17 protein-coding genes and 5 pseudogenes are annotated in these 17,225 nt (G+C 61.4%); 9 read left to right on the top strand and 13 right to left on the bottom strand.

The annotated features are described in order from the left end of the window. Nucleotides 1-255 (bottom strand): annotated as a pseudogene (locus EG244_RS21560) (hypothetical protein); the annotation flags it as partial. A gap of 435 nt (nucleotides 256-690) precedes the next feature. Further along, complete coding sequence (locus EG244_RS21555) at nucleotides 691-1,050, bottom strand: hypothetical protein (protein ID WP_124966445.1); 360 nt, start codon at nucleotides 1,048-1,050, stop codon at nucleotides 691-693. A gap of 97 nt (nucleotides 1,051-1,147) precedes the next feature. On the opposite strand from EG244_RS21555, the pseudogene EG244_RS21070 reads away from it, so the two are divergent. Further along, a pseudogene (locus EG244_RS21070) lies at nucleotides 1,148-2,124 on the top strand (transposase); the annotation flags it as partial. Here EG244_RS21070 and EG244_RS21065 read toward each other — a convergent pair. Continuing rightward, nucleotides 2,096-2,317: pseudogene (locus EG244_RS21065) on the bottom strand (IS481 family transposase); the annotation flags it as partial. The pseudogenes EG244_RS21070 and EG244_RS21065 overlap by 29 nt on opposite strands. A gap of 134 nt (nucleotides 2,318-2,451) precedes the next feature. On the opposite strand from EG244_RS21065, the pseudogene EG244_RS17395 reads away from it, so the two are divergent. Further along, nucleotides 2,452-2,988, top strand: a pseudogene (locus EG244_RS17395) (IS110 family transposase); the annotation flags it as partial. A 267-nt stretch (nucleotides 2,989-3,255) separates the two neighbouring features. On the opposite strand, the gene EG244_RS17390 reads toward EG244_RS17395, so the two are convergent. Both EG244_RS17390 and EG244_RS17385 read right to left on the bottom strand, forming a co-directional pair. Then, a complete protein-coding gene (locus EG244_RS17390; RefSeq protein WP_158617351.1) occupies nucleotides 3,256-4,173 on the bottom strand; it encodes a hydrogen peroxide-inducible genes activator in 918 nt (305 codons plus the stop codon). 489 nt (nucleotides 4,174-4,662) lie between these two features. After that, nucleotides 4,663-4,962: a hypothetical protein gene (locus EG244_RS17385; protein WP_124966443.1), complete on the bottom strand. Its 300-nt coding sequence runs from the start codon at nucleotides 4,960-4,962 to the stop codon at nucleotides 4,663-4,665. A 149-nt stretch (nucleotides 4,963-5,111) separates the two neighbouring features. Here EG244_RS17385 and mbhE point away from each other — a divergent pair, with 149 nt between their 5' ends. The 7 genes from mbhE to mnhG are packed head-to-tail and all read left to right on the top strand — an operon-like array spanning nucleotide 5,112 to nucleotide 10,584. Continuing rightward, nucleotides 5,112-7,238: a hydrogen gas-evolving membrane-bound hydrogenase subunit E gene (mbhE, locus tag EG244_RS17380; protein ID WP_233589056.1), complete on the top strand. Its 2,127-nt coding sequence runs from the start codon at nucleotides 5,112-5,114 to the stop codon at nucleotides 7,236-7,238. Nucleotide 7,239: 1 nt separating this feature from the next. Further along, a complete protein-coding gene (locus EG244_RS17375) occupies nucleotides 7,240-7,644 on the top strand; it encodes an MnhB domain-containing protein (RefSeq protein ID WP_124966442.1) in 405 nt (134 codons plus the stop codon). Then, nucleotides 7,641-8,003 (top strand): NADH-quinone oxidoreductase subunit K, encoded by a 363-nt coding sequence (locus EG244_RS17370; RefSeq protein WP_124966441.1) that lies wholly within the window; start codon nucleotides 7,641-7,643, stop codon nucleotides 8,001-8,003. Before EG244_RS17375 ends, EG244_RS17370 begins: the two co-directional genes overlap by 4 nt. After that, nucleotides 8,000-9,532 carry a Na+/H+ antiporter subunit D gene (locus EG244_RS17365; RefSeq protein WP_124966440.1) on the top strand — a complete coding sequence of 511 codons (1,533 nt, stop codon included), beginning with the start codon at nucleotides 8,000-8,002 and terminating at the stop codon, nucleotides 9,530-9,532. The genes EG244_RS17370 and EG244_RS17365 overlap by 4 nt, the downstream gene beginning before the upstream one ends. Further along, nucleotides 9,529-10,011, top strand: a complete 483-nt coding sequence (locus tag EG244_RS17360) for a Na+/H+ antiporter subunit E (protein WP_124966439.1) — start codon at nucleotides 9,529-9,531, stop codon at nucleotides 10,009-10,011. The genes EG244_RS17365 and EG244_RS17360 overlap by 4 nt, the downstream gene beginning before the upstream one ends. After that, entirely contained in the window at nucleotides 10,008-10,307 is a 300-nt protein-coding gene (locus EG244_RS17355; RefSeq protein ID WP_124966438.1) for a monovalent cation/H+ antiporter complex subunit F, read from the top strand. Before EG244_RS17360 ends, EG244_RS17355 begins: the two co-directional genes overlap by 4 nt. After that, nucleotides 10,300-10,584, top strand: coding sequence for a monovalent cation/H(+) antiporter subunit G (mnhG, locus tag EG244_RS17350; RefSeq protein ID WP_233589055.1), 285 nt, complete (start codon nucleotides 10,300-10,302; stop codon nucleotides 10,582-10,584). The genes EG244_RS17355 and mnhG overlap by 8 nt, the downstream gene beginning before the upstream one ends. A gap of 94 nt (nucleotides 10,585-10,678) precedes the next feature. Here the strand turns inward: mnhG and EG244_RS21060 are convergent. The 8 genes and pseudogenes from EG244_RS21060 to EG244_RS17315 form a co-directional block, all read right to left on the bottom strand. Next, nucleotides 10,679-11,292 (bottom strand): annotated as a pseudogene (locus EG244_RS21060) (IS481 family transposase); the annotation flags it as partial. A gap of 402 nt (nucleotides 11,293-11,694) precedes the next feature. Next, nucleotides 11,695-11,838 carry a hypothetical protein gene (locus EG244_RS20510; RefSeq protein WP_158617350.1) on the bottom strand — a complete coding sequence of 48 codons (144 nt, stop codon included), beginning with the start codon at nucleotides 11,836-11,838 and terminating at the stop codon, nucleotides 11,695-11,697. Next, nucleotides 11,835-12,542, bottom strand: a complete 708-nt coding sequence (locus tag EG244_RS17340; RefSeq protein ID WP_158617349.1) for a FadR/GntR family transcriptional regulator — start codon at nucleotides 12,540-12,542, stop codon at nucleotides 11,835-11,837. The genes EG244_RS20510 and EG244_RS17340 overlap by 4 nt, the downstream gene beginning before the upstream one ends. A 564-nt stretch (nucleotides 12,543-13,106) precedes the next feature. Then, a complete protein-coding gene (locus tag EG244_RS17335; RefSeq protein ID WP_158617348.1) occupies nucleotides 13,107-13,685 on the bottom strand; it encodes a HutD/Ves family protein in 579 nt (192 codons plus the stop codon). 63 nt (nucleotides 13,686-13,748) lie between these two features. Beyond that, the gene (locus tag EG244_RS17330; RefSeq protein WP_158617347.1) at nucleotides 13,749-14,681 is read right to left on the bottom strand and encodes an arginase family protein; all 933 of its coding nucleotides are present in this window, start codon (nucleotides 14,679-14,681) and stop codon (nucleotides 13,749-13,751) included. A gap of 19 nt (nucleotides 14,682-14,700) precedes the next feature. Then, a complete protein-coding gene (locus tag EG244_RS17325) occupies nucleotides 14,701-15,477 on the bottom strand; it encodes an amino acid ABC transporter ATP-binding protein (protein WP_124966434.1) in 777 nt (258 codons plus the stop codon). Next, entirely contained in the window at nucleotides 15,477-16,337 is an 861-nt protein-coding gene (locus tag EG244_RS17320; protein WP_124966433.1) for an amino acid ABC transporter permease, read from the bottom strand. Before EG244_RS17320 ends, EG244_RS17325 begins: the two co-directional genes overlap by 1 nt. A 20-nt stretch (nucleotides 16,338-16,357) precedes the next feature. Continuing rightward, nucleotides 16,358-17,215, bottom strand: coding sequence for an ABC transporter substrate-binding protein (locus EG244_RS17315; RefSeq protein WP_124966432.1), 858 nt, complete (start codon nucleotides 17,213-17,215; stop codon nucleotides 16,358-16,360). Nucleotides 17,216-17,225 lie beyond the last annotated feature (10 nt).

The raw sequence follows: 17,225 nt of genomic DNA, 5'->3' as shown, positions 1-17,225 counted from the left end.
CGAGACCTTGCTCGCCTTTGGTTCAGGGACAAGGCTCGAGCGGGCCGGAACGCTGTGGAAGCCATCGAAAGGGCCTGCGCAGGGCACGAGGTGCCGGCGCTCTTTATCGAACCCCTCCCAGAGGGGTCCGATCCGCCGGCTCGGGGTGCGATGCGCCCTGGCCTGGGCCCAGGCCACGCATTTTTCCGGCCGCAAGGCGTTCCGCTCCCCGAAGCTCTTCACGCGCAGGCGGGGCGTGAAGAACCGCTCGCGCACCAGTCCGGCCGGGTTCCTGACCTGGCCCTTCTCCCGGCCAGACGCGGGCATGCAGGCGACCGGCTGAACCAGGGAAGGACTCCCATCTGGAGAAAGCGGCGGTTGCAGAGCCGTTCTCTGCCCGCAAACACCGCCGTCTTCCCTCGCCATGGGCCCCGGACCAGTGGCGCTGCCATGGCTCGATGTCGCAGGTGCCACCTGTGCAGGTGCCGCGGAAGAAGGCGAAGGCGCGATCCTGCGCGTCGAAGATCGAAGCCATCGCGGCGCCACCGGTCCGAGCCCGATGGCGGAGGCCCCTGGCGCTCGCGCGGATAAGCCCGGACGCACATCATCCGGCTGTGGCAAAGCCGAACATGCGCCACCCTGATCGTGACGGTCACGCCCGAGACCCGCACCACCTCGTGGCTCCGGTCGAACCGGTCAGCCTCGCCCCGATCAGAAGAAAGCGGCACATAGGCCCCGGCCGCCGAGGCTCTGCGACCCCGGTGCGGCAAAGCGACGGATGGCATCCTGGCCGCCCTCACAGCCCAGGGCGCACAGATCTTCGAAGATCCGGATCAGGGTCAGTCGCTCTCTCGACGGCCTGCCGGCATTCGCGGCAGGCAACAGATCCGGCGGGTCCTGCCAGGGGCCGATCCGTGGCATCGGCTGATGCGCGCGCCCGTAGCTGAAGTCGGTCTCATCCGACCGAAGGATCCTGCGGTCGGTGTTCCGGGAGACCAACTCCCGCGTGATCTTTTTCATCGATCCGCGCTGCACGTAGAAGGCCCGCCGGACCCGCGTAATCGTATCCACCTGCTTCAACTCCCCCTCCGTACGCTGACCCACAGCGCAGGGTCTGACGATACTTCAGGGGGTCAAAATTGCACGCCGAAACACAGCCCGGTGAAGCCTGCTTCAGATCCTCTTTTCGATCCGCTCTGCACGGCAACTCATGGAGCAGATGGAATATAACCTCTTATTCCGTTGGTTTGTGGGTCTTGGGAGTGATGACCCGGTCTGGGGTGAAGGGCGCCCGGAAATCTGTCCGGGGGACAGGCTTCAGCCCTGAACGGGCGCAGCCCGGGGCCGAAGGCCGAGGGTCTTCAGCAAGAATCGGGACGGGCTGCTGAGCACGGAGATATCGCAGGAGGTGATGGCAGCCATTCTGGCTCACCGCGAAGTCGCCCCCTGCTGCCGGACAACCACGTCCCGGATTGGTGAAGGCATGGGCCTCGATGAAGCGTTCTGTCCAAAGCCTGACAATAGTCCCTCGGACGACGACCCCGGTGGACCGCAGAGGCCGGCGAGCCCGAGAGAGACCCGCCCCAATGACCCGCCAAAGCCGCAATGTCGCAGTGAACCTGCCGTCGGCCAGAGGCGTTCCAATATCACTCATGTTTCGACGACCGATCCCGACGCGCGGCTTTACAGGAAGTCGCCCGGCACAGGAGCAATGCACTGCTTTGTCGGTGGAGGAGGGTGAGAAAACGCTCCGGGGGACCGTTTTCCCGACGACGGCTTTGATGGAGAACCGCTCCGGCCTGATCGTGCGAAAGCGCGACCTCACCCGGACCGATGGTCGTGCGGCACGGCGCCCCCGGCATGATCCACCGGTATTCCCCGGGCTCCACGCGTCAGCGGGCGCCGGGGGCCGACAAGGGTTTTGACGCTGCCGACTTCGTGGCTGATCTGCGCCGCGCCTGCGTCACCCCGCAGATTGCGCAACAGTCGGGGTATTCCGCGATCGATGGCCGGACGACACGCCGCAAGGGTTACGCCCTGTCGATCAGGCACCGTACACGCATCGACTTGCGGCGGAAAACCGATCCCCCGGATCGTTTGCTGATCCTCCTCAAACTTCAGCCGTCTGCACTTCGGCGATATTGATGTGGAAAAAGCCGATCGGGATGCGCTTAAGCTTTTGAGGCTTTGGTTTGTCACCGCTGACATCCTCCGGTCGTGAAATCCCATGTCTCTGCAAACAGCGATGAAGGGCCGATCTGCTGAGATGCGGGAGGCTCGGCTGCAGGGCAGAGAGGCAGTCGTCCAGCGGCTGTAAAGTATGGCGCCGAAAGGCTATGGGTATAGATGTCTCGCGGGGCTGGCCTGATGGCTTCCTAGCCCTGTCAGCCAAAGGTTCCCTCGGCAGGCCCCAAGCCTTGTTTCTGCGCCTGAGGGCGATCCGTTCGGCGCTGAAGGTCGGGGGTTGAGGCTACAGGAGGTTTGGAGTGGCGGCTTTGGCAGCGCTTAGAGCAGGCGGATATCGCAGCGGTTCCGCTGCCTCCGGCTCAGATCAAGGCCTTTGCGAGGTCTCGCGGCACGCATTCCAGAACGGAGCGCATTGATGCGGAACTCATTGCTGCCTTCATGGTTTTTCGCCCTGAAGCCGGTCGGGAGCTGCCGGATGAAACCATTGTGGCGTTAAGGCCTTACACGATTAAGCAGGCGCAACTCGTGGAGATAAAGCAGCGCCTGAGAGCGCAGAGTTCGGCGGGACGGAAACAGGATGCGCCAGCCGACATGAAGGCTCTTGATCAGGAACTTATTGTGGCAAGCGAAGCCCGGATCCGTGATACCGAGAGCAGGATCCGAAGGCTGATCTGCGCCTCTGACGACATGGACGAAGATGAGAGACTGCTGCGCTCCGTGCCGGGCATTGGTCCTGTTTGTGCCAGCCTTCTGAGTGCAGAAATGCCCGAACCGGGCTCCATGACAGGCCTGGCACCCTCGCCCAGGACAGCGGCATCCTGAGAGGAGGCCGTAGGATTGCTGGCGGGCGAAGGGACTTACGGCAGGCGCTGTTTCTGGCAGCGCGCGCGGCTTCCCTGCACAATCCAACTCTGAAGACCACAGCACAGCGTCTTCGCGATAAGGGAAAGCCCCATATGTCGTGATCATTGCAATCGCCAGGAGGCTCGTGGCGATTGCGAATGCCATCCTCAAATCAAGGCAGAAATGGAGCGCCTGATCCGGAGAGAAACACAGTTGTCAGGTAGACGGCCTGGCCGCTGAGCGCATTTACGGTACCGAGACTTCTTCGATATCTTGATGAAGGGCACTCCGCATTGCGTCTGCGACTTTCCGGATCGTCGCAACCCGCGGGTTTCCGGCCCGGTAGCTCAGGCCAATGAGCCTTGAGGGCGCACCGCCCCTGAACGGGCGGGCAATCACCAGCTGTTCCCGCCGGACCTCGGAGCGGACATAAAGCGCGGGCATGATCGATATCCCCATGCCCATGGCGACCATCTGCCGGATCGTATCGAGGCTTGTCCCCTCGTAGTCATAGGAGAGGGAGGCGCCAACCTCCTCGCAAAGCTCGCTGACCTGTTCCGCCAGACGATGTCCGGGCTCCATCGTCAGGATGGTTTCGCCCTTCAGATCCTTTCGCTCGATTGCCTCATGAGAGGACAGCGGGTGGTTGCGTGGCATCACGACCATCAGCGGCTCCTCGTAGAGAGGGATTGTCTGCAGATCCGTCCGTACGATCGGCATGGGCGACAGAACGATGTCATGGCGCGCCGCATCCAGATGCGTCAGCAACACATTCGGAAGCTCTTCGCGGATATAGAACCGCATATCGGGAAAGGTTGCGCTGAGGGCAGGAACAACCAGCGGCAGCAGATATGCGCCGACCGTGTGCACCACACCCACCCGCAGCGTGCCGCCCATCCCCCGCCCCTGGGTTCTGGCCAGCGCATGAATATCCGCGACTTCTGCCAGAATGCCCCGCGCTTTGCGGGCGATCTCTTCGCCCAGGGGCGTCAGTGCCACCCGCGAGCGCGAGCGCTCAAACAGAACGACGTTCAGACGCCTCTCAAGGTCTTTGATCTGCATGCTCAGCGTGGGCTGAGACACATACGTCATTGCCGCAGCACGGCTGAAACTCAGCGAGTCGGCAAGCGCCACGAGATACTTAAGTTGCTGTACTGACGGCATTTTACCAGCCTTATAGAATATATCTATTAGACTATGCTGTGAAATCGATTTCCATTGCAAGTCATTCTGTGAGATCCGCTCAGTCAGAAACTGAGCTTGGGGGGGGCAGAATTGAAACATTCTGAAGAAACTTCAGTCTCCTCTGCTGCTGATATCAGTCTGCGGGATCTGCCAGCGTTCATTGGAAAAGCAATGGAAAGCGGGGCAGCCCCGGGTGTGATGGATCCTGCCCGAGGTGGCGGCCCTTCCGGGGCCCGTGAATGGCAGCGAAGCTTTGCCGCGCTGTCCGACGGTGGAAGCAAGCCTGTCCTTCTCCTGCCAAAGACCGATGCGGGCCGGGTCTCTGAAATTGCCGTCTCACTGGTCAGTGACGATCCGGACAGGCTGCACAGCAGGCTGTTTGAGCAGGCGAAAATGCTTGCGGCAGCCCTGGGACTGCCCCTGAGGCTGCTGAACATCTGGCATCTGCCTGAGAAGCACATTCTGCGTTCAACCCGCGTAAATGCGCGCGACGCGGACATCCGTTCCCGTTTGCAGCACCAGAGAAAAGTCGCACGGGCAGGCGTGGATCGCCTCCGGGCGGATCGTCAACTGACAGAGGCAGTGGTTGATCTCGAAGGCGGCCTGCGACGCGCCCTTGCCGGATATCTGGCGGATCGACCGGGCACTCTGACTGTGCTCTGTCACCCGCCGCAGGGGATCTTTGGCGACGCCCGCATGCTTCCTGACCTTCACGCCGGAAGTATGAGCCCGCTTCTGCTCCTGCCCCGGGGCTGAACGCAGCCACATGAAACGACCTGAAACACGACGGGCTATGCGCTTTGATCACTGAAACGACTTCGCGACCGGGCATCTGGTCTCTTCTGCCGGCCCTGTTTGCAGCCTCCCTTTTCGGGGCGCTGCTTCTGGCTTTGCCGGCGGTTCTTGCGGGCGGGACTGTGCAGTTTGGCTGGGACTGGCTTCCTGCTCTGGGCATTCGGCTTTCCTTCCTGATCGACGGGCTGAGCCTCACCTTTGCTCTGCTGATCAGCGGCATCGGCTCCGCCGTTCTGCTCTATGCCAGCAGCTATCTGGCCGGGCATCCGCATTACCTGCGCTTTTTCCTGTTTCTGACCTCCTTCATGCTGTCGATGCTGGGGCTGGTGCTGGCGGCGGATCTGATTGCGCTCTTTGTCTTCTGGGAGCTGACTTCCGTCACGTCTTATCTGCTGATCGGTTTTGTTCATGACGATCCGCGGGCGCGGCGCAATGCGCTGCAGGCGATGCTGGTCACCGGGGCGGGGGGGCTTGCGCTGCTGGCGGGCTTCATTCTGATTGGCGTCGCGGGCGGGACCTGGGATCTGGCAGAGCTGCTCGCGGGAGAGGGTCTGCAGGCCCATCCGCTCTACAGCGGCATCCTGGTCCTGATCCTGCTCGGGGCTTTCACAAAATCGGCTCAGTTTCCCTTCCACTTCTGGCTGCCCAATGCCATGTCCGCCCCGACCCCGGTTTCGGCCTATCTGCATTCCGCCACCATGGTGAAAGCGGGGATTTATCTGCTGGCAAGGCTGCATCCGACGCTTTCGGGGACCGCTGCCTGGGAGGTGACGCTGACCTGTGCGGGTCTGATGACGGCTGTGATGGCATCCCTGCTGGCCATCCGTCAGACGGATCTGAAAACCGCGCTTGCCTATACGACGCTTATGGCCCTCGGGACCATCACGCTGTTTCTGGCGGGCGACACGCCCTATGCGCTGACGGCGGCCGTCACCTTCCTGATCGTACATTCGCTTTATAAGGCTGCGCTGTTTATGGTCGTGGGCAATATCGACCACGGCACGGGCACCCGGGATGCGGAGAGCCTGGGCGGTCTGGCGCGAAAAATGCCGCTGACCGCCGTCGCTGCCGGACTTGCTGCCCTTTCCATGGCCGGTCTGCCGCCGTTCCTTGGTTGGATGGGGAAAGAACTTCTTTATGCAGGGGCACAGGATCTGTCGCCTGCGGCGCTGATCACGGGCGGCGTTCTGATTGCGAATGCGCTGATGTTCGCCGTTGCGGCAATCGTGGCTTTGGCCCCCTTCTATGGTCCGCTGAAAAGGACACCCCACGCCCCGCATGAGGCAGACTGGCGGATGCTGGCAGGGCCGTTGCTGCTGGGGGCTTTGGGACTGCTGGCGGGGCTGCTGGCTTCGGGTGTTCAGCCTTTGGTCGATCAGACCGTGACCGGGTCTTTCGCGCAGAGCAAAGCGGCGGGGCTTCACCTTTGGGCCGGGTTCAATCTGCCACTTCTGCTCAGTGCTTTGACCTTCCTGCTGGGCACTGTCTTTTATCTGAACCGCAGCAGGCTGCGCCTTGTCCTTGGCGCCCTGCTGGAGCGGCTGCCGGTCTTTGATCGCAGCTGGGACAGGCTTCTTGACCGGTTCCGGGGCTTTGCGGGCTGGCAGGCCGAGCTGATCCAGACCGGAAAGCTGTCGCATTATCTGACCGTAACTTTCGCGGTGGTCGGGGCTGTTCTGCTGGCAACGGTGGTTCTGCGGCTGCCGCAGGTCCGCTTTGATCTGTCGGCCCCCGTCGTGATGTGGATCATCGCAGCCGCGATTGCCGGGGGGGCGATCTTCACGCTGAACCCGCATTCCCGGCTGGCCAATATTGCCGGTATTGGCACTGTGGGCATTGGTGTGGCGCTGGTGTTCATCCTCTTTGGCGCCCCCGATGTTGCCACCACCCAGCTGATGGTTGAGACCCTGTCGGCGGTTCTCTTTGGTATTGCGATGCTGCGTCTGCCCGGGATCCGGGAGCGCCGCTCAGGCCGCCGTCAGCTGGTGCATGGCGCTATTGCAGTCTCTGTCGGCCTCAGCGTGACGCTGATCATCCTGGCCATCGCGGCACATCCGCTCGACCGAAATCTGACGACTTTCTTTGAGGAGAACTCCTATCTTCTCGCACATGGGCTCAATATCGTGAACGTCATTCTTGTCGACTTCCGTGCCTTCGATACCTTCGGCGAACTGACCGTGGTGCTGCTGGCATCTATCGGGGCCTATGCGCTGCTGAAGCGCCGTCTCCCGCGCGGGGAGGCCGACTGACATGAACTCTCTGATCCTGAGCACCGGGGCCCGGCTGCTCACCGCGCTCTTCATGGTGTTCTCGCTTTACGTCCTTCTCAGGGGGCATAATGCCCCGGGTGGCGGCTTCATCGGCGGGCTGATTGCCGCCTGCGGGCTGACCATCCATGCGTTTGCGGGGGGTGTGGCTGAGACGCGCAAAGCGCTTAAGACGGATCCGCGCAATATTGCAGCGCTCGGGCTGGTGGCGGCTTTAATCGCCGGTCTGCTGCCCGCCTTTGCCGGGACCGAGCCCTTTTCCGGGCTTTGGGGAGAAATCGCCGGGCTGAAGCTATCGAACATCCTTTTGTTTGACATCGGCGTCTACCTGGCGGTCTTCGGAGGCATCCTGACGCTCGTCTTCGCGCTGGAGGATACTCTGAAATGATCACAATTTCCGCTATCCTCGCGGGCCTTCTGGTCACATGCGCGGTCTGGCTGATGCTGTCTGCCAATCTGCTGCGGTTCATTTTCGGGCTTTTGCTGCTGTCAAATGGGGTGAACCTTGCCATTTTCGCGGCTGGGCGTCTGACCCCGGGCGCGGCCCCTTTGCTCGGCGCGGGCGGGGCTCTGCCCGAAGCGGCAATGGCGAATGCTCTGCCGCAGGCACTGCTGCTGACGGCCATTGTCATTGGCTTCGGGCTCTTTGCCTTTGTGCTGGCGCTGACCATGAAAGCCTACAGAGTTTTCGGCCATCTTGACGCTGACCGCATGCGGCTGGCTGAGCCGGAGAAAGATAAAGCATGACCTGGATCCTGTCGCTTCCGATCCTGCTGCCGTTCATCACCGCAGCAGCGACCCTCATGTTGCGCAATCGCAAAGGCGCGGGCTGGATCTCTGTCCTTGGCAGTGCCGCTTCGCTGCTGGCGGCTTTGGCCCTGCTGGGTGCGGTTCTGCGCGAAGGCGTTGTGGCCACGCAGATGAGCGGCTGGCCCGCGCCCTATGGCATCACCCTTGTCAGTGATTATCTCTCTGCGGCCATGGTGCTGATCACCGCCATTATCGCTCTGGCGGTCTCGGTCTGGGCGATGGCTGAGGTGGGCCAGACCTCATCGCGCTATGGCTGGCATACCCTTTTTCAAACCCTGATCGGCGGCGTCACGGGAGCCTTTCTGACCGGCGACCTGTTCAACCTTTACGTCTGGTTTGAGGTTTTGCTGATTTCGTCCTTCGGCCTGCTGGTCGTGGGCGGGCGCAGGCAGGCGATTGATGGGGCCGTGAAATATGTGACGCTGAACCTGATTGCGACGGTCCTGTTTCTTTGTGCCGCCGGGCTGCTTTATGGGGCGACCGGCACGCTGAACATGGCCGATCTGCGGCAGGCGGTGGCGGCGCATCCCGATCAGGGGCTGATGACGCTGATCGCGATGATGCTGATGATCGGCTTTGGGATGAAGGCGGCGGTGTTTCCGCTGTTCTTCTGGCTGCCGGCTTCCTATCACACGCCGCATTACGCGGTCTCGGCGCTCTTTGCGGGTCTGCTGACCAAGGTGGGGGTCTATGCGCTGATGCGCATGTTCACCCTGATCTTCGTGAATGATCAGGGGTTTACCCACGAAATTCTGTTGTGGGTTGCCTGCCTCACGATGCTGACAGGCGTGCTCGGCGCGGCGGCCCAGAGCGACTTCCGCAAGATCCTGTCGTTCCATATCGTCAGCCAGATCGGTTATATGGTGCTGGGTCTGGCTTTGATGACGCCGCTGGCGCTGATGGGCGCGGTTTTTTACCTGGTTCACCATATCATCGTGAAGGCGAACCTTTTCCTGATTGCGGGGATCGCGCAGCGTCTTACGGGCAGCTCGGACCTTTACCGTATCGGCGGTCTTTACCGCAGTGCCCCCCTGCTGGCTGTGCTTTTCCTGATCCCGGCCTTCTCGCTGGCGGGGTTTCCGCCGCTGTCAGGATTTTGGGCCAAATTCGTGCTGGTGAAGGCCACGCTTGAACCGGGGATGTGGCTCGTTGCCTTCATCGCGCTGCTGACGGGGCTTTTGACCATCTTTTCCATGACCAAGATCTGGGCCGAGGCGTTCTGGAAGCCCCATCCTGCAGGGCGTCAGCCGTCTCTCGCGCTGCTGTCGCCCCGCGCGCGCCGCTTGCTGCTGGGTCCGGTGATCGCGCTGGCCGCTATGACGGTTCTGATCGGTGTCTGGCCTGCGCCCTTTGCCGATTTCGCAACCACGGCGGCGGAACAGCTTCTGAACCCTGTCGCCTATCTTGACGCTGTGTTCAATGTGGCAGGCCCCGCAGCACCCCCTGTTGCACCGGAGGCAATATGACGTTCTTTGCCCTCAACGTCCTGCTGGCGCTTATCTGGGCGTCCCTGTGGGACAGTTTTACGCCTGTTGATCTGATCGGTGGCTATCTCTTCGGCTTTGTCGCCCTCTGGCTCGCGCGCAGGCTTGCCAGCGGTACGGGGGAAGAGCGCTATTTTCGGGTTTTGCCTCAGATCTTTGTCCTTTTTGCCTATTTTGTGAAGGAATTGGTCAAGTCCTGTCTGATGGTGGCACGGGATTGTGTGTCCCCGCGCCCAAGGCTGAGCCCGGCGGTCTTTCGATTTCCCATTGGTCCCAAAAGCGATCTTGAGATCTTTGTGCTGGCCAATCTGATCACCCTGACACCCGGCACCCTGACGCTGGATGTGACAGAGGAGAAAGACGCCCTCCTCATTCATTCAATCTATGCCGAAGATACCGATGCCGTCATAGAGGATCTCCGGAATGGCATGGAGCTGCGCGTGAGCAGGGTGTTCAGATGACCGACAATCAGACCTTCTTCAGTCATGTGCTTGATGTCAGCCTCATTCTGATCGGCGTGGCGATCCTGCTGGGCTTTATCCGCCTGTGGCGGGGGCCGACACTTTCGGATCGCATCGTCGCGCTTGATATGATGACTTCAGCCGTGATCGGTTTTTGTGCCATCTATGCCGTGAAAACCCACACAGAAGCCTTTCTGGATATCGCTGTAGCCCTGGCGCTGGTCAGTTTTGTCTCAGTGGTCGCCCTGGCCCGCTATGCCATTCGCCTTGCCCGTCGGAGTGATTCAGATGATTAATTTTATCAGCGGCTTGCTTGCACTCTGCGCCGGCGTTTTTGCCATTGTAGCGGCAGTGGGCGTTCTTCGCTTTCCTGACGTTATGACCCGCATGCATGCATCATCAAAAGTCGCCTCTTTTGCAGGCGCACTTGCCTTACTTGCCGCCGCACTGGACATCGGCACCCTCAGCGCCACAACCCGTGCAGTATTTGCAATTCTGTTCATATTTCTCACCGCCCCCATCGGTGCGCACCTGCTGGGGCGGGCTGCTGCCTGGCGCCGCAGAATGAACTGACTGATCCGGGGTCCCCTGAGCAGGACACGCTCATAAAACCTGAGCATAGTAAAAACGAAGCCAGATGGTTGCTTCTTCCAGAGACGTCATCAGCTCATTGATTGTTCAGTCCCGGAATCTGGTGGATCGGATTGAGGATGAAGCGTTCCGGTTCTGAAGTCCGGATTTTGCAGATGTATTCGTATGGCGGCAGGCCATTCAGGGTCTTCAGGCGGCGCGCGCAGTTGCAGGCTGCCATGTCGTCAGCGGGATGGGCTTTGAGCTGGCCATGATCCTCGTAGTGGAAGCGTTTGACTGTTCAGCGGGCAAACGATCCCCCGGATCGTTTGCTGATCCTCCTCAGGCCTCAGCGGTCTGAACCTCGGCGATATCGATATGGAAAAAGCAGATCGGAGTGCGCCTGAACGTCTGCCGCCTGAGCTTGTCGCCGCTGACACCCTTGAGCCGCGAAATCCCGTGACGTTGCAAACAGCGACGAAGAGCCAACCTGCTGCGATGCGGGATGCCGGGCTGAAGGGCATAGCGGCAGTCATCCAGCGGCAACAAAATATGCCTTCGGAAGGCAACAACAATAGCTTCTTCGCCCTCAGTCAAAACCTTTGAACGTGGCTTCTTGGGGCCTGTCTTCTGGTCTTCAACCGAAGATCGTTTGCGCCACGTCGCGACAGTCTTTGGATTGATCCCGAGCTCACGGCTCAGCTCCGAGAGCCCTCAAGCCTGCCTTTGGACCAATGGCAGGCAGGCTTTCGTCCTGCGATCATTCGGGCCTGCCGTTGAGCCGATGGCGGGCAGCTCGCACGGCCTGCCCTCGCCATTGTCACTCGGACCAATGGCGTTCCATGGCTCGATCGTGGCGCTGCCATGACGAATTTGTCCCATGGGCTTCCTTCCATCCTTTCGAAAGGATCTCATCATCATACCATGGGATCAAACACCTGGGGCGCCGGATTTAATCCAGGCGCTCAATTGAGTCAGAGGCGCAAAGGCGATGTCTTCGTCGCTGACCGGGAGCGGGGGAGCCTGTGTGACCGTCTCGACCTGCAGCCGTTCTGAGGGCATCGCAAAGCCCGCAAGCCGGGGATCGAAACGATGCGCGGTCGGCACGTTGTTTTAGAGCCGTGTGACGCGGCGTGCCTGTGCCGAGCCAATCTGCCCGGCAAGGTTGTCGCACATCTGCGCGCGCTCAGCCGCCGTCCAGCTCAGTCCCAGGAGCGCTTCTGCCGCTTCGATCTGTCCCGGTGTGATCCTGCTCATACCTCTTCCCTTTCCTCGTCAAAATCTGGCGCTGCAGCTGGGTGGCACGGCCGGGCTGCTTCCAGCTTGCGCCGTTCGCTGTGCAAATGGAGCGCCATTGCCGCCCGGGCCGCTTCCGCATCACGCGCGCCGATCGCCTCTGACAGCTCAGCATGCTGGCCATGGGTCACGCGCAGCCTTGCCGGCGTGCGAACAGATGCCCGCAAGGCGCGCCAATAGGTGTTCACACGGCATTCATTGAGCATGGCAAGCGCCGCAAGCAGCGCAGGATTACCCGACATGCGGGCAATCTGGCGGTGGAAGGACCAGTCCCACAGCTCAATGGAATCCGCATCGCCCGCGCGCTCAGGCCGCTGAGCAAAATCCTGCAGGCGGCTCAGATCCTCAGCTTTTCCGTGCAACGCCGCCTCAGCGGCCCGTGCAGGCTCAATCTGAAGGCGCGCGAACATCAGTTCCCCCACCGCCATCTCGCCGACAATGGCAGCCGCCACCCGACCGGCCGTGTCGGGCGCCTGCCCCACAAAGGTTCCCATGCCCTGGCGGTGCCAGATCAGCCCCTCACCCTCAAGGCTTTCGAGAGCGCGGCGCAACGCCCCACGCCCGATGCCCCAAGGCGTTGAGAGTTCCCGTTCGGGCGGCAGACGTCCGTCCGCGCCGATTTCGCCGGCGCGGATTATGGCCGGCAGCTCCATCCGTGCAAACATAGACTTGTTCAAAGGCTGTTCGACTGGCTTCATGCGGACCAATGTCCATCGTGGTGCCCTCATGAAATTCTGTCTGCGCGGAGAAGAAAGTCACGAAGCCTGCATTCGATGGACATAAGGTTACGCAAAAAGTGTCATATGGGTCACTTTATAAGCCCAACGCCCTTAATCTGCCTAAATAATTGCCCCGATGTGGACTGACGTTCTCGGGCTACAATTCGCCGGGCGTGGGGCGAGGCATCCATTCCCGAAATTGGTGCTTTGTCATTCCCTGCCACGCAGTGCCTGGTCAGCCGCAGGACGCGGACCAGGGTGCGGAGGAAAGCCTGCATCCACTCTGAACATATGCAGGTAATTCTGCGAAGGACCCTGTGTCGCTTCTCTCGCCGACAGCAACGATGCGCCAGGGTGGCATCCTGACACCCATTCACAGCGGTGGTCTTGCCGAAGGGTCCGGCACAAAATGTGGTTCTGCTTTACGGGGTCGATCGGTTCTGTACTGGCCCCTGAACACCCGACCGCTCAGCGATGGAGTTTTCAGGGACCAGCACAATGCAACAGGCGTCAGCGCGGGAGGATCTCAGCCGTGATGGCCGCCGATCCGGATCCGATGCGCAGCTTCACCGTCTTCGGGGTGTCAGCGCTGCCACGCAGGATCAGCGTATCGCCCTGGTGCAGGGTGACGTCCTCGCCCGCGCTGACACAGACCGTGCCGAGGGCAGCATGAACCACCGTCCAGCCCCCTGCGACAGACAGCTCAGTCCCCTGCCCGCCAAGCCGGCGCACTGCGCTGTGGCGGCAGACAGAGCGGCGGGTGAGGATATTAAAATCGAGCATAACCCCCTCTCCGGGCGAAGTGCCGGTAATGACCTCTTCGCCGGGAAATTCCAGCCCTTCGCTCAGCGGCGTCAGCGTGACATCCCGCACCTCTGAGCGGATCACGAGCGCCCCTTCGGTGACAAAGAGCGAGCGGTCCACCCCCGGATAAGACGAGAACGGTTGCGTGCCGGTCATCTCAGCCACCGCCAGCTCCCAGTCCGGGCTTGCGACATCCCCCTCGCGCCAGATGCTGCGTGCAGCGCCCGCGCCGTTTTTCCAGCGTAGCTGCTGCGTATCGGCCAGTCGGATCAGTCTGAAGTCCATGTCCCTCACCTCCATCAGTGGATGGCCCCGGCCCGAGGCTTTCACGGGCCGGGGCGCGCGGGCTCAGGGGCGGGCCGGAGCGCGCTGCAGCCCGGTGATCCCCAACAGCAGCCGGATGATGGTCTGCGCGGTGGCGTCGCGCAGATCACGGGCGGGCTGGAACTCGGTGAACACAATCCCCGCAAGGCGGTTGTTGCGCGCCAGATGGTTCAGCACCGTCATGGCCTGGATCAGCGTCATCCCGCCCGGCTCAATGGCGCCCACACCCGGCGCAATGGAAGGGTCGAGCCCGTCGCAATCCAGCACCACCACCCAGCGGCGCGACAGGTCCAGCTCCTCCGCAACCGCCTGAGCGCCGCGGTTGCACAGATCCCGGATCGTCACGAAACGGTTTCCGGCAGCGATCGCCGCCTCAACATCCTCGCGGCGTGCGCTGCCGATTGAGCGGGTGCCCAGATGAACCAGCTCTTTCACGCAGGCATAGTCCCGGATCCGGCGCATCGGGCTGGAGAAGCCGTCGCGGCGACCGTTGATCTCATCGCGGAAATCGATATGGGCGTCGATCTGCAGAACATTGATCTCTTCGACGCCCTCGAAAGGCGCGACCAGCAGGGGCGGCACGGAATCCATCCCCCCCATGACCAGCGGCACCACACCGGCCTGCACCAGGGGTTTCAGCACGGCAATGGTGTCTTCAACGATCTGCTCGGGTGCGCGGACATTGACCGCGATATTGCCAAGGTCCGTCACATTGGGGCGGCCATCTTCAAACTGCGGCTCGCCGATGTCGAAGTTCCAGTGATGCAGAAAACGCGCATAGGCCCGTTCATGCGAGGTGCGGCGCACGGCATCGGCGGCGCCGGCGGCAGCGCCATATTCCCAGGCCTCATAGGCCGGACCGAACGGCACGCCGAGGAAAGCATAGGGCGTTGTCACCGCCTGCGGATCACTGAGGGTTTCGGCCCCGAGGAAAGTCTGAGTAACGGCTGACAGCAAGGTCTTGGCTCCGGAAAAATTAATCGAGAATGCGGCGCAGAAAGGCCTGCGTCCGCTCATGCTGCGGGTGGACGAGGATCTCATCGGGCGGGCCTTCTTCGACGATTACCCCGCCGTCCATGAAGATCACCCGGTCCGCGACGCTGCGGGCAAAGCCGATCTCATGGGTCACGACAATCATCGACATGGCGTGGCTGTCGGCCAGCATGCGCATAACGTCGAGCACCTCACCGACCAGTTCAGGATCAAGCGCAGAGGTCGGCTCATCAAAGAGCATCACGCTGGGATCCATGGCGAGGGCGCGGGCGATCGCCACGCGCTGCTGCTGGCCACCCGAAAGCGCACCGGGGTAGACATCGAGCTTGTCGGCAAGCCCGACCTGGGCCATCAGCCGCTCTGCCCGGGCCGAGGCCTCGGCCTGCGAGACTTTCAGCACGCGGCGCGGGGCCTCCATGATGTTCTCGCGCGCCGTGAGATGGGGAAACAGGTTGAAGCGCTGAAACACCATGCCCATGGATTTGCGCTGTTTTTGGATCTCGCGCTCGGGAAGTTCATGGAACCTGTCGCCTTTCAGGCGATAGCCCACGGGACAGCCTTCAAATTCCACCATACCGCCGTCGGGGCGCTCAAGGTGGTTAAGGCAGCGCAGCAGCGTGCTTTTTCCCGATCCCGAGGGGCCGAGAATGCAAAGCACCTCTCCCTTCGCCAGATCAAGATCAACGCCTTTAAGCACTTCAAGCGAGCCGTAAGATTTGCGGATGCCGCGGGCGCGGATGGGTTGAACCAGGTTGGTCATCAGCGCACCACCGATCTTGCAAGACGCCGCTCAATTGCGACCTGGATCAGCATCAGGACCGTGCTGACGATCAGATACCAAAGGCTTGCCACCAGCAGCATGGGGATCACTTCAAAGGTCCGCGAGGCGATGAGCTGAGTGGAATAGAGCAGCTCCGGAAGTGCGATGACGCTGACCAGTGAGGTGTATTTCAGCATCGACAGCGTCTCATTTCCGGTCGGCGGAATGATCACCCGCATGGCCTGAGGCATGACAATCCGCATGAAGGTATCAAGCGGCGAGATCCCGAGAGCGCGCGAGGCTTCGCGCTGGCCATTGTCAACGGAATTGAGGCCGGAGCGCACGATCTCGGCCATATAGGCGGCCTCATTCAGCGACATGGCGACGATCGCGGCAATCATGGCGGTGATGACGCTGTTCGTGTCAAACTCCACGAAGGAGGGCATAAACGGCAGGCCGATCCCGAGTTTTGGGTAAAGGGCCGCAAGGTTATACCAGAAGATGATCTGCACCAGCAGCGGGATGGCGCGGAAGATCCAGATATAGCCATGGGCCGCCGTCGACAGCACCGGGTTTTTGCTTGCCGCCGAAACCGCAAGCACGATGCCGAGGACGAGCGCCAGTGTCATCGACACCACCGTCAGGGTCAGCGTCATGACAAGTCCGGCCAGTACCTGAGGCGAGAAAATATGTTCCCCCACCACCGGCCAGCCGAACCCCGGATTGGTCACGACGGAGTAGGCCGCCTCGGCCAGAACGATCAGAAGAATACCGGCCGCCGCCCAGGTCAGGGGGCGCCTGCGAGGCATCAGCCGGGCGGAGGCAAGCTCCGCATCCGACAAATGGGAAGAGCTTCCCATGCGAACTCCGCCGCTGTGCATTACTCGTCGCCCTTCACGCCGTTGATCGTCGCTTTGGTGATGAAGGATTCCTTAACAAAACCGTTGCGCGACATGATCTCAGCATAGGTGCCATCGGCCACCATGGTATCGAGGGCTTCAGCGATCAGGCCGGTCAGGCTGCTTTCTTTTGCAACAGCGATGCCGCAGGGGCCGAAGTTGAAGGGCGCGCCGACCATATCGAACTGCTCAGGATGATCGCGCTCCAGCATGCCGGCCATGATCAGATCGGTCAGCGCCACATCGGTGCGATCGGAGCGCAATGCGGTCAGTTGCGCGCCGGTATCGGGGTAAAGCTGGATATCGATGGCAGCTTTGCCTTCGGCCACGCATTTCTCCGACTGCTCAGCCGCGGAAATCGCCTCCATAGCGCCGCGCAGAGCCGAGGCTTTACGGCCGCACAGCCCGTCCAGGCTGTCGATCTTCTCAGCCGCCGAAGCGGTCTGCAGCATGGCCGAGCCACCGTAGATGTGATCGACGAAATCGACCTTCTTCTGCCGCACCGGGGTGTCGAGCATATTCGACATGATGATGTCGATGCGTTTGGCTTCAAGGCTCGGGATCAGCGAGTCAAAGCCAAGGTTCTGCACTTTCAGCTCCAGCCCGAGGCGCTTTGCAATCTCGGTCGCCAGCTCAACTTCGACGCCGGTATATTGATCCGACGTGCCTTCTTTGATGCTGGTCCAGGGCAGGCCGATGCTGGAGGTGGTGCCCAGCACCAGAACGCCCGCCGATTTGATCGCTTCGGGCAGGTTTTCATTCGGCGCGGCAAAGGCGGCGGTATTGACTGAGAGACACGAAAGCGCAAGCGCCGCGACGAGGCCGGTGAGTTTTTTCATAACGAAAATC

It is taken from the genome of Falsigemmobacter faecalis (assembly GCF_003863335.1).
Lineage (GTDB): Bacteria > Pseudomonadota > Alphaproteobacteria > Rhodobacterales > Rhodobacteraceae > Wagnerdoeblera > Wagnerdoeblera faecalis.
This window is presented reverse-complemented; position numbering and strand designations above follow the sequence as displayed.

Excerpts from the sequence above, each read along its gene's own strand:
- EG244_RS17390 (WP_158617351.1), bottom strand. The coding sequence starts at position 4,173 with ATGCCGTCAGTACAGCAACTTAAGTATCTCGTGGCGCTTGCCGACTCG.
- EG244_RS17385 (WP_124966443.1), bottom strand. The coding sequence starts at position 4,962 with ATGTGGCTGCGTTCAGCCCCGGGGCAGGAGCAGAAGCGGGCTCATACT.
- EG244_RS17375 (WP_124966442.1), top strand. The coding sequence starts at position 7,240 with ATGAACTCTCTGATCCTGAGCACCGGGGCCCGGCTGCTCACCGCGCTC.
- EG244_RS17370 (WP_124966441.1), top strand. The coding sequence starts at position 7,641 with ATGATCACAATTTCCGCTATCCTCGCGGGCCTTCTGGTCACATGCGCG.
- EG244_RS17365 (WP_124966440.1), top strand. The coding sequence starts at position 8,000 with ATGACCTGGATCCTGTCGCTTCCGATCCTGCTGCCGTTCATCACCGCA.
- EG244_RS17360 (WP_124966439.1), top strand. The coding sequence starts at position 9,529 with ATGACGTTCTTTGCCCTCAACGTCCTGCTGGCGCTTATCTGGGCGTCC.
- EG244_RS17355 (WP_124966438.1), top strand. The coding sequence starts at position 10,008 with ATGACCGACAATCAGACCTTCTTCAGTCATGTGCTTGATGTCAGCCTC.
- mnhG (WP_233589055.1), top strand. The coding sequence starts at position 10,300 with ATGATTAATTTTATCAGCGGCTTGCTTGCACTCTGCGCCGGCGTTTTT.
- EG244_RS20510 (WP_158617350.1), bottom strand. The coding sequence starts at position 11,838 with ATGAGCAGGATCACACCGGGACAGATCGAAGCGGCAGAAGCGCTCCTG.
- EG244_RS17340 (WP_158617349.1), bottom strand. The coding sequence starts at position 12,542 with ATGTTTGCACGGATGGAGCTGCCGGCCATAATCCGCGCCGGCGAAATC.
- EG244_RS17335 (WP_158617348.1), bottom strand. The coding sequence starts at position 13,685 with ATGGACTTCAGACTGATCCGACTGGCCGATACGCAGCAGCTACGCTGG.
- EG244_RS17325 (WP_124966434.1), bottom strand. The coding sequence starts at position 15,477 with ATGACCAACCTGGTTCAACCCATCCGCGCCCGCGGCATCCGCAAATCT.
- EG244_RS17320 (WP_124966433.1), bottom strand. The coding sequence starts at position 16,337 with ATGGGAAGCTCTTCCCATTTGTCGGATGCGGAGCTTGCCTCCGCCCGG.
- EG244_RS17315 (WP_124966432.1), bottom strand. The coding sequence starts at position 17,215 with ATGAAAAAACTCACCGGCCTCGTCGCGGCGCTTGCGCTTTCGTGTCTC.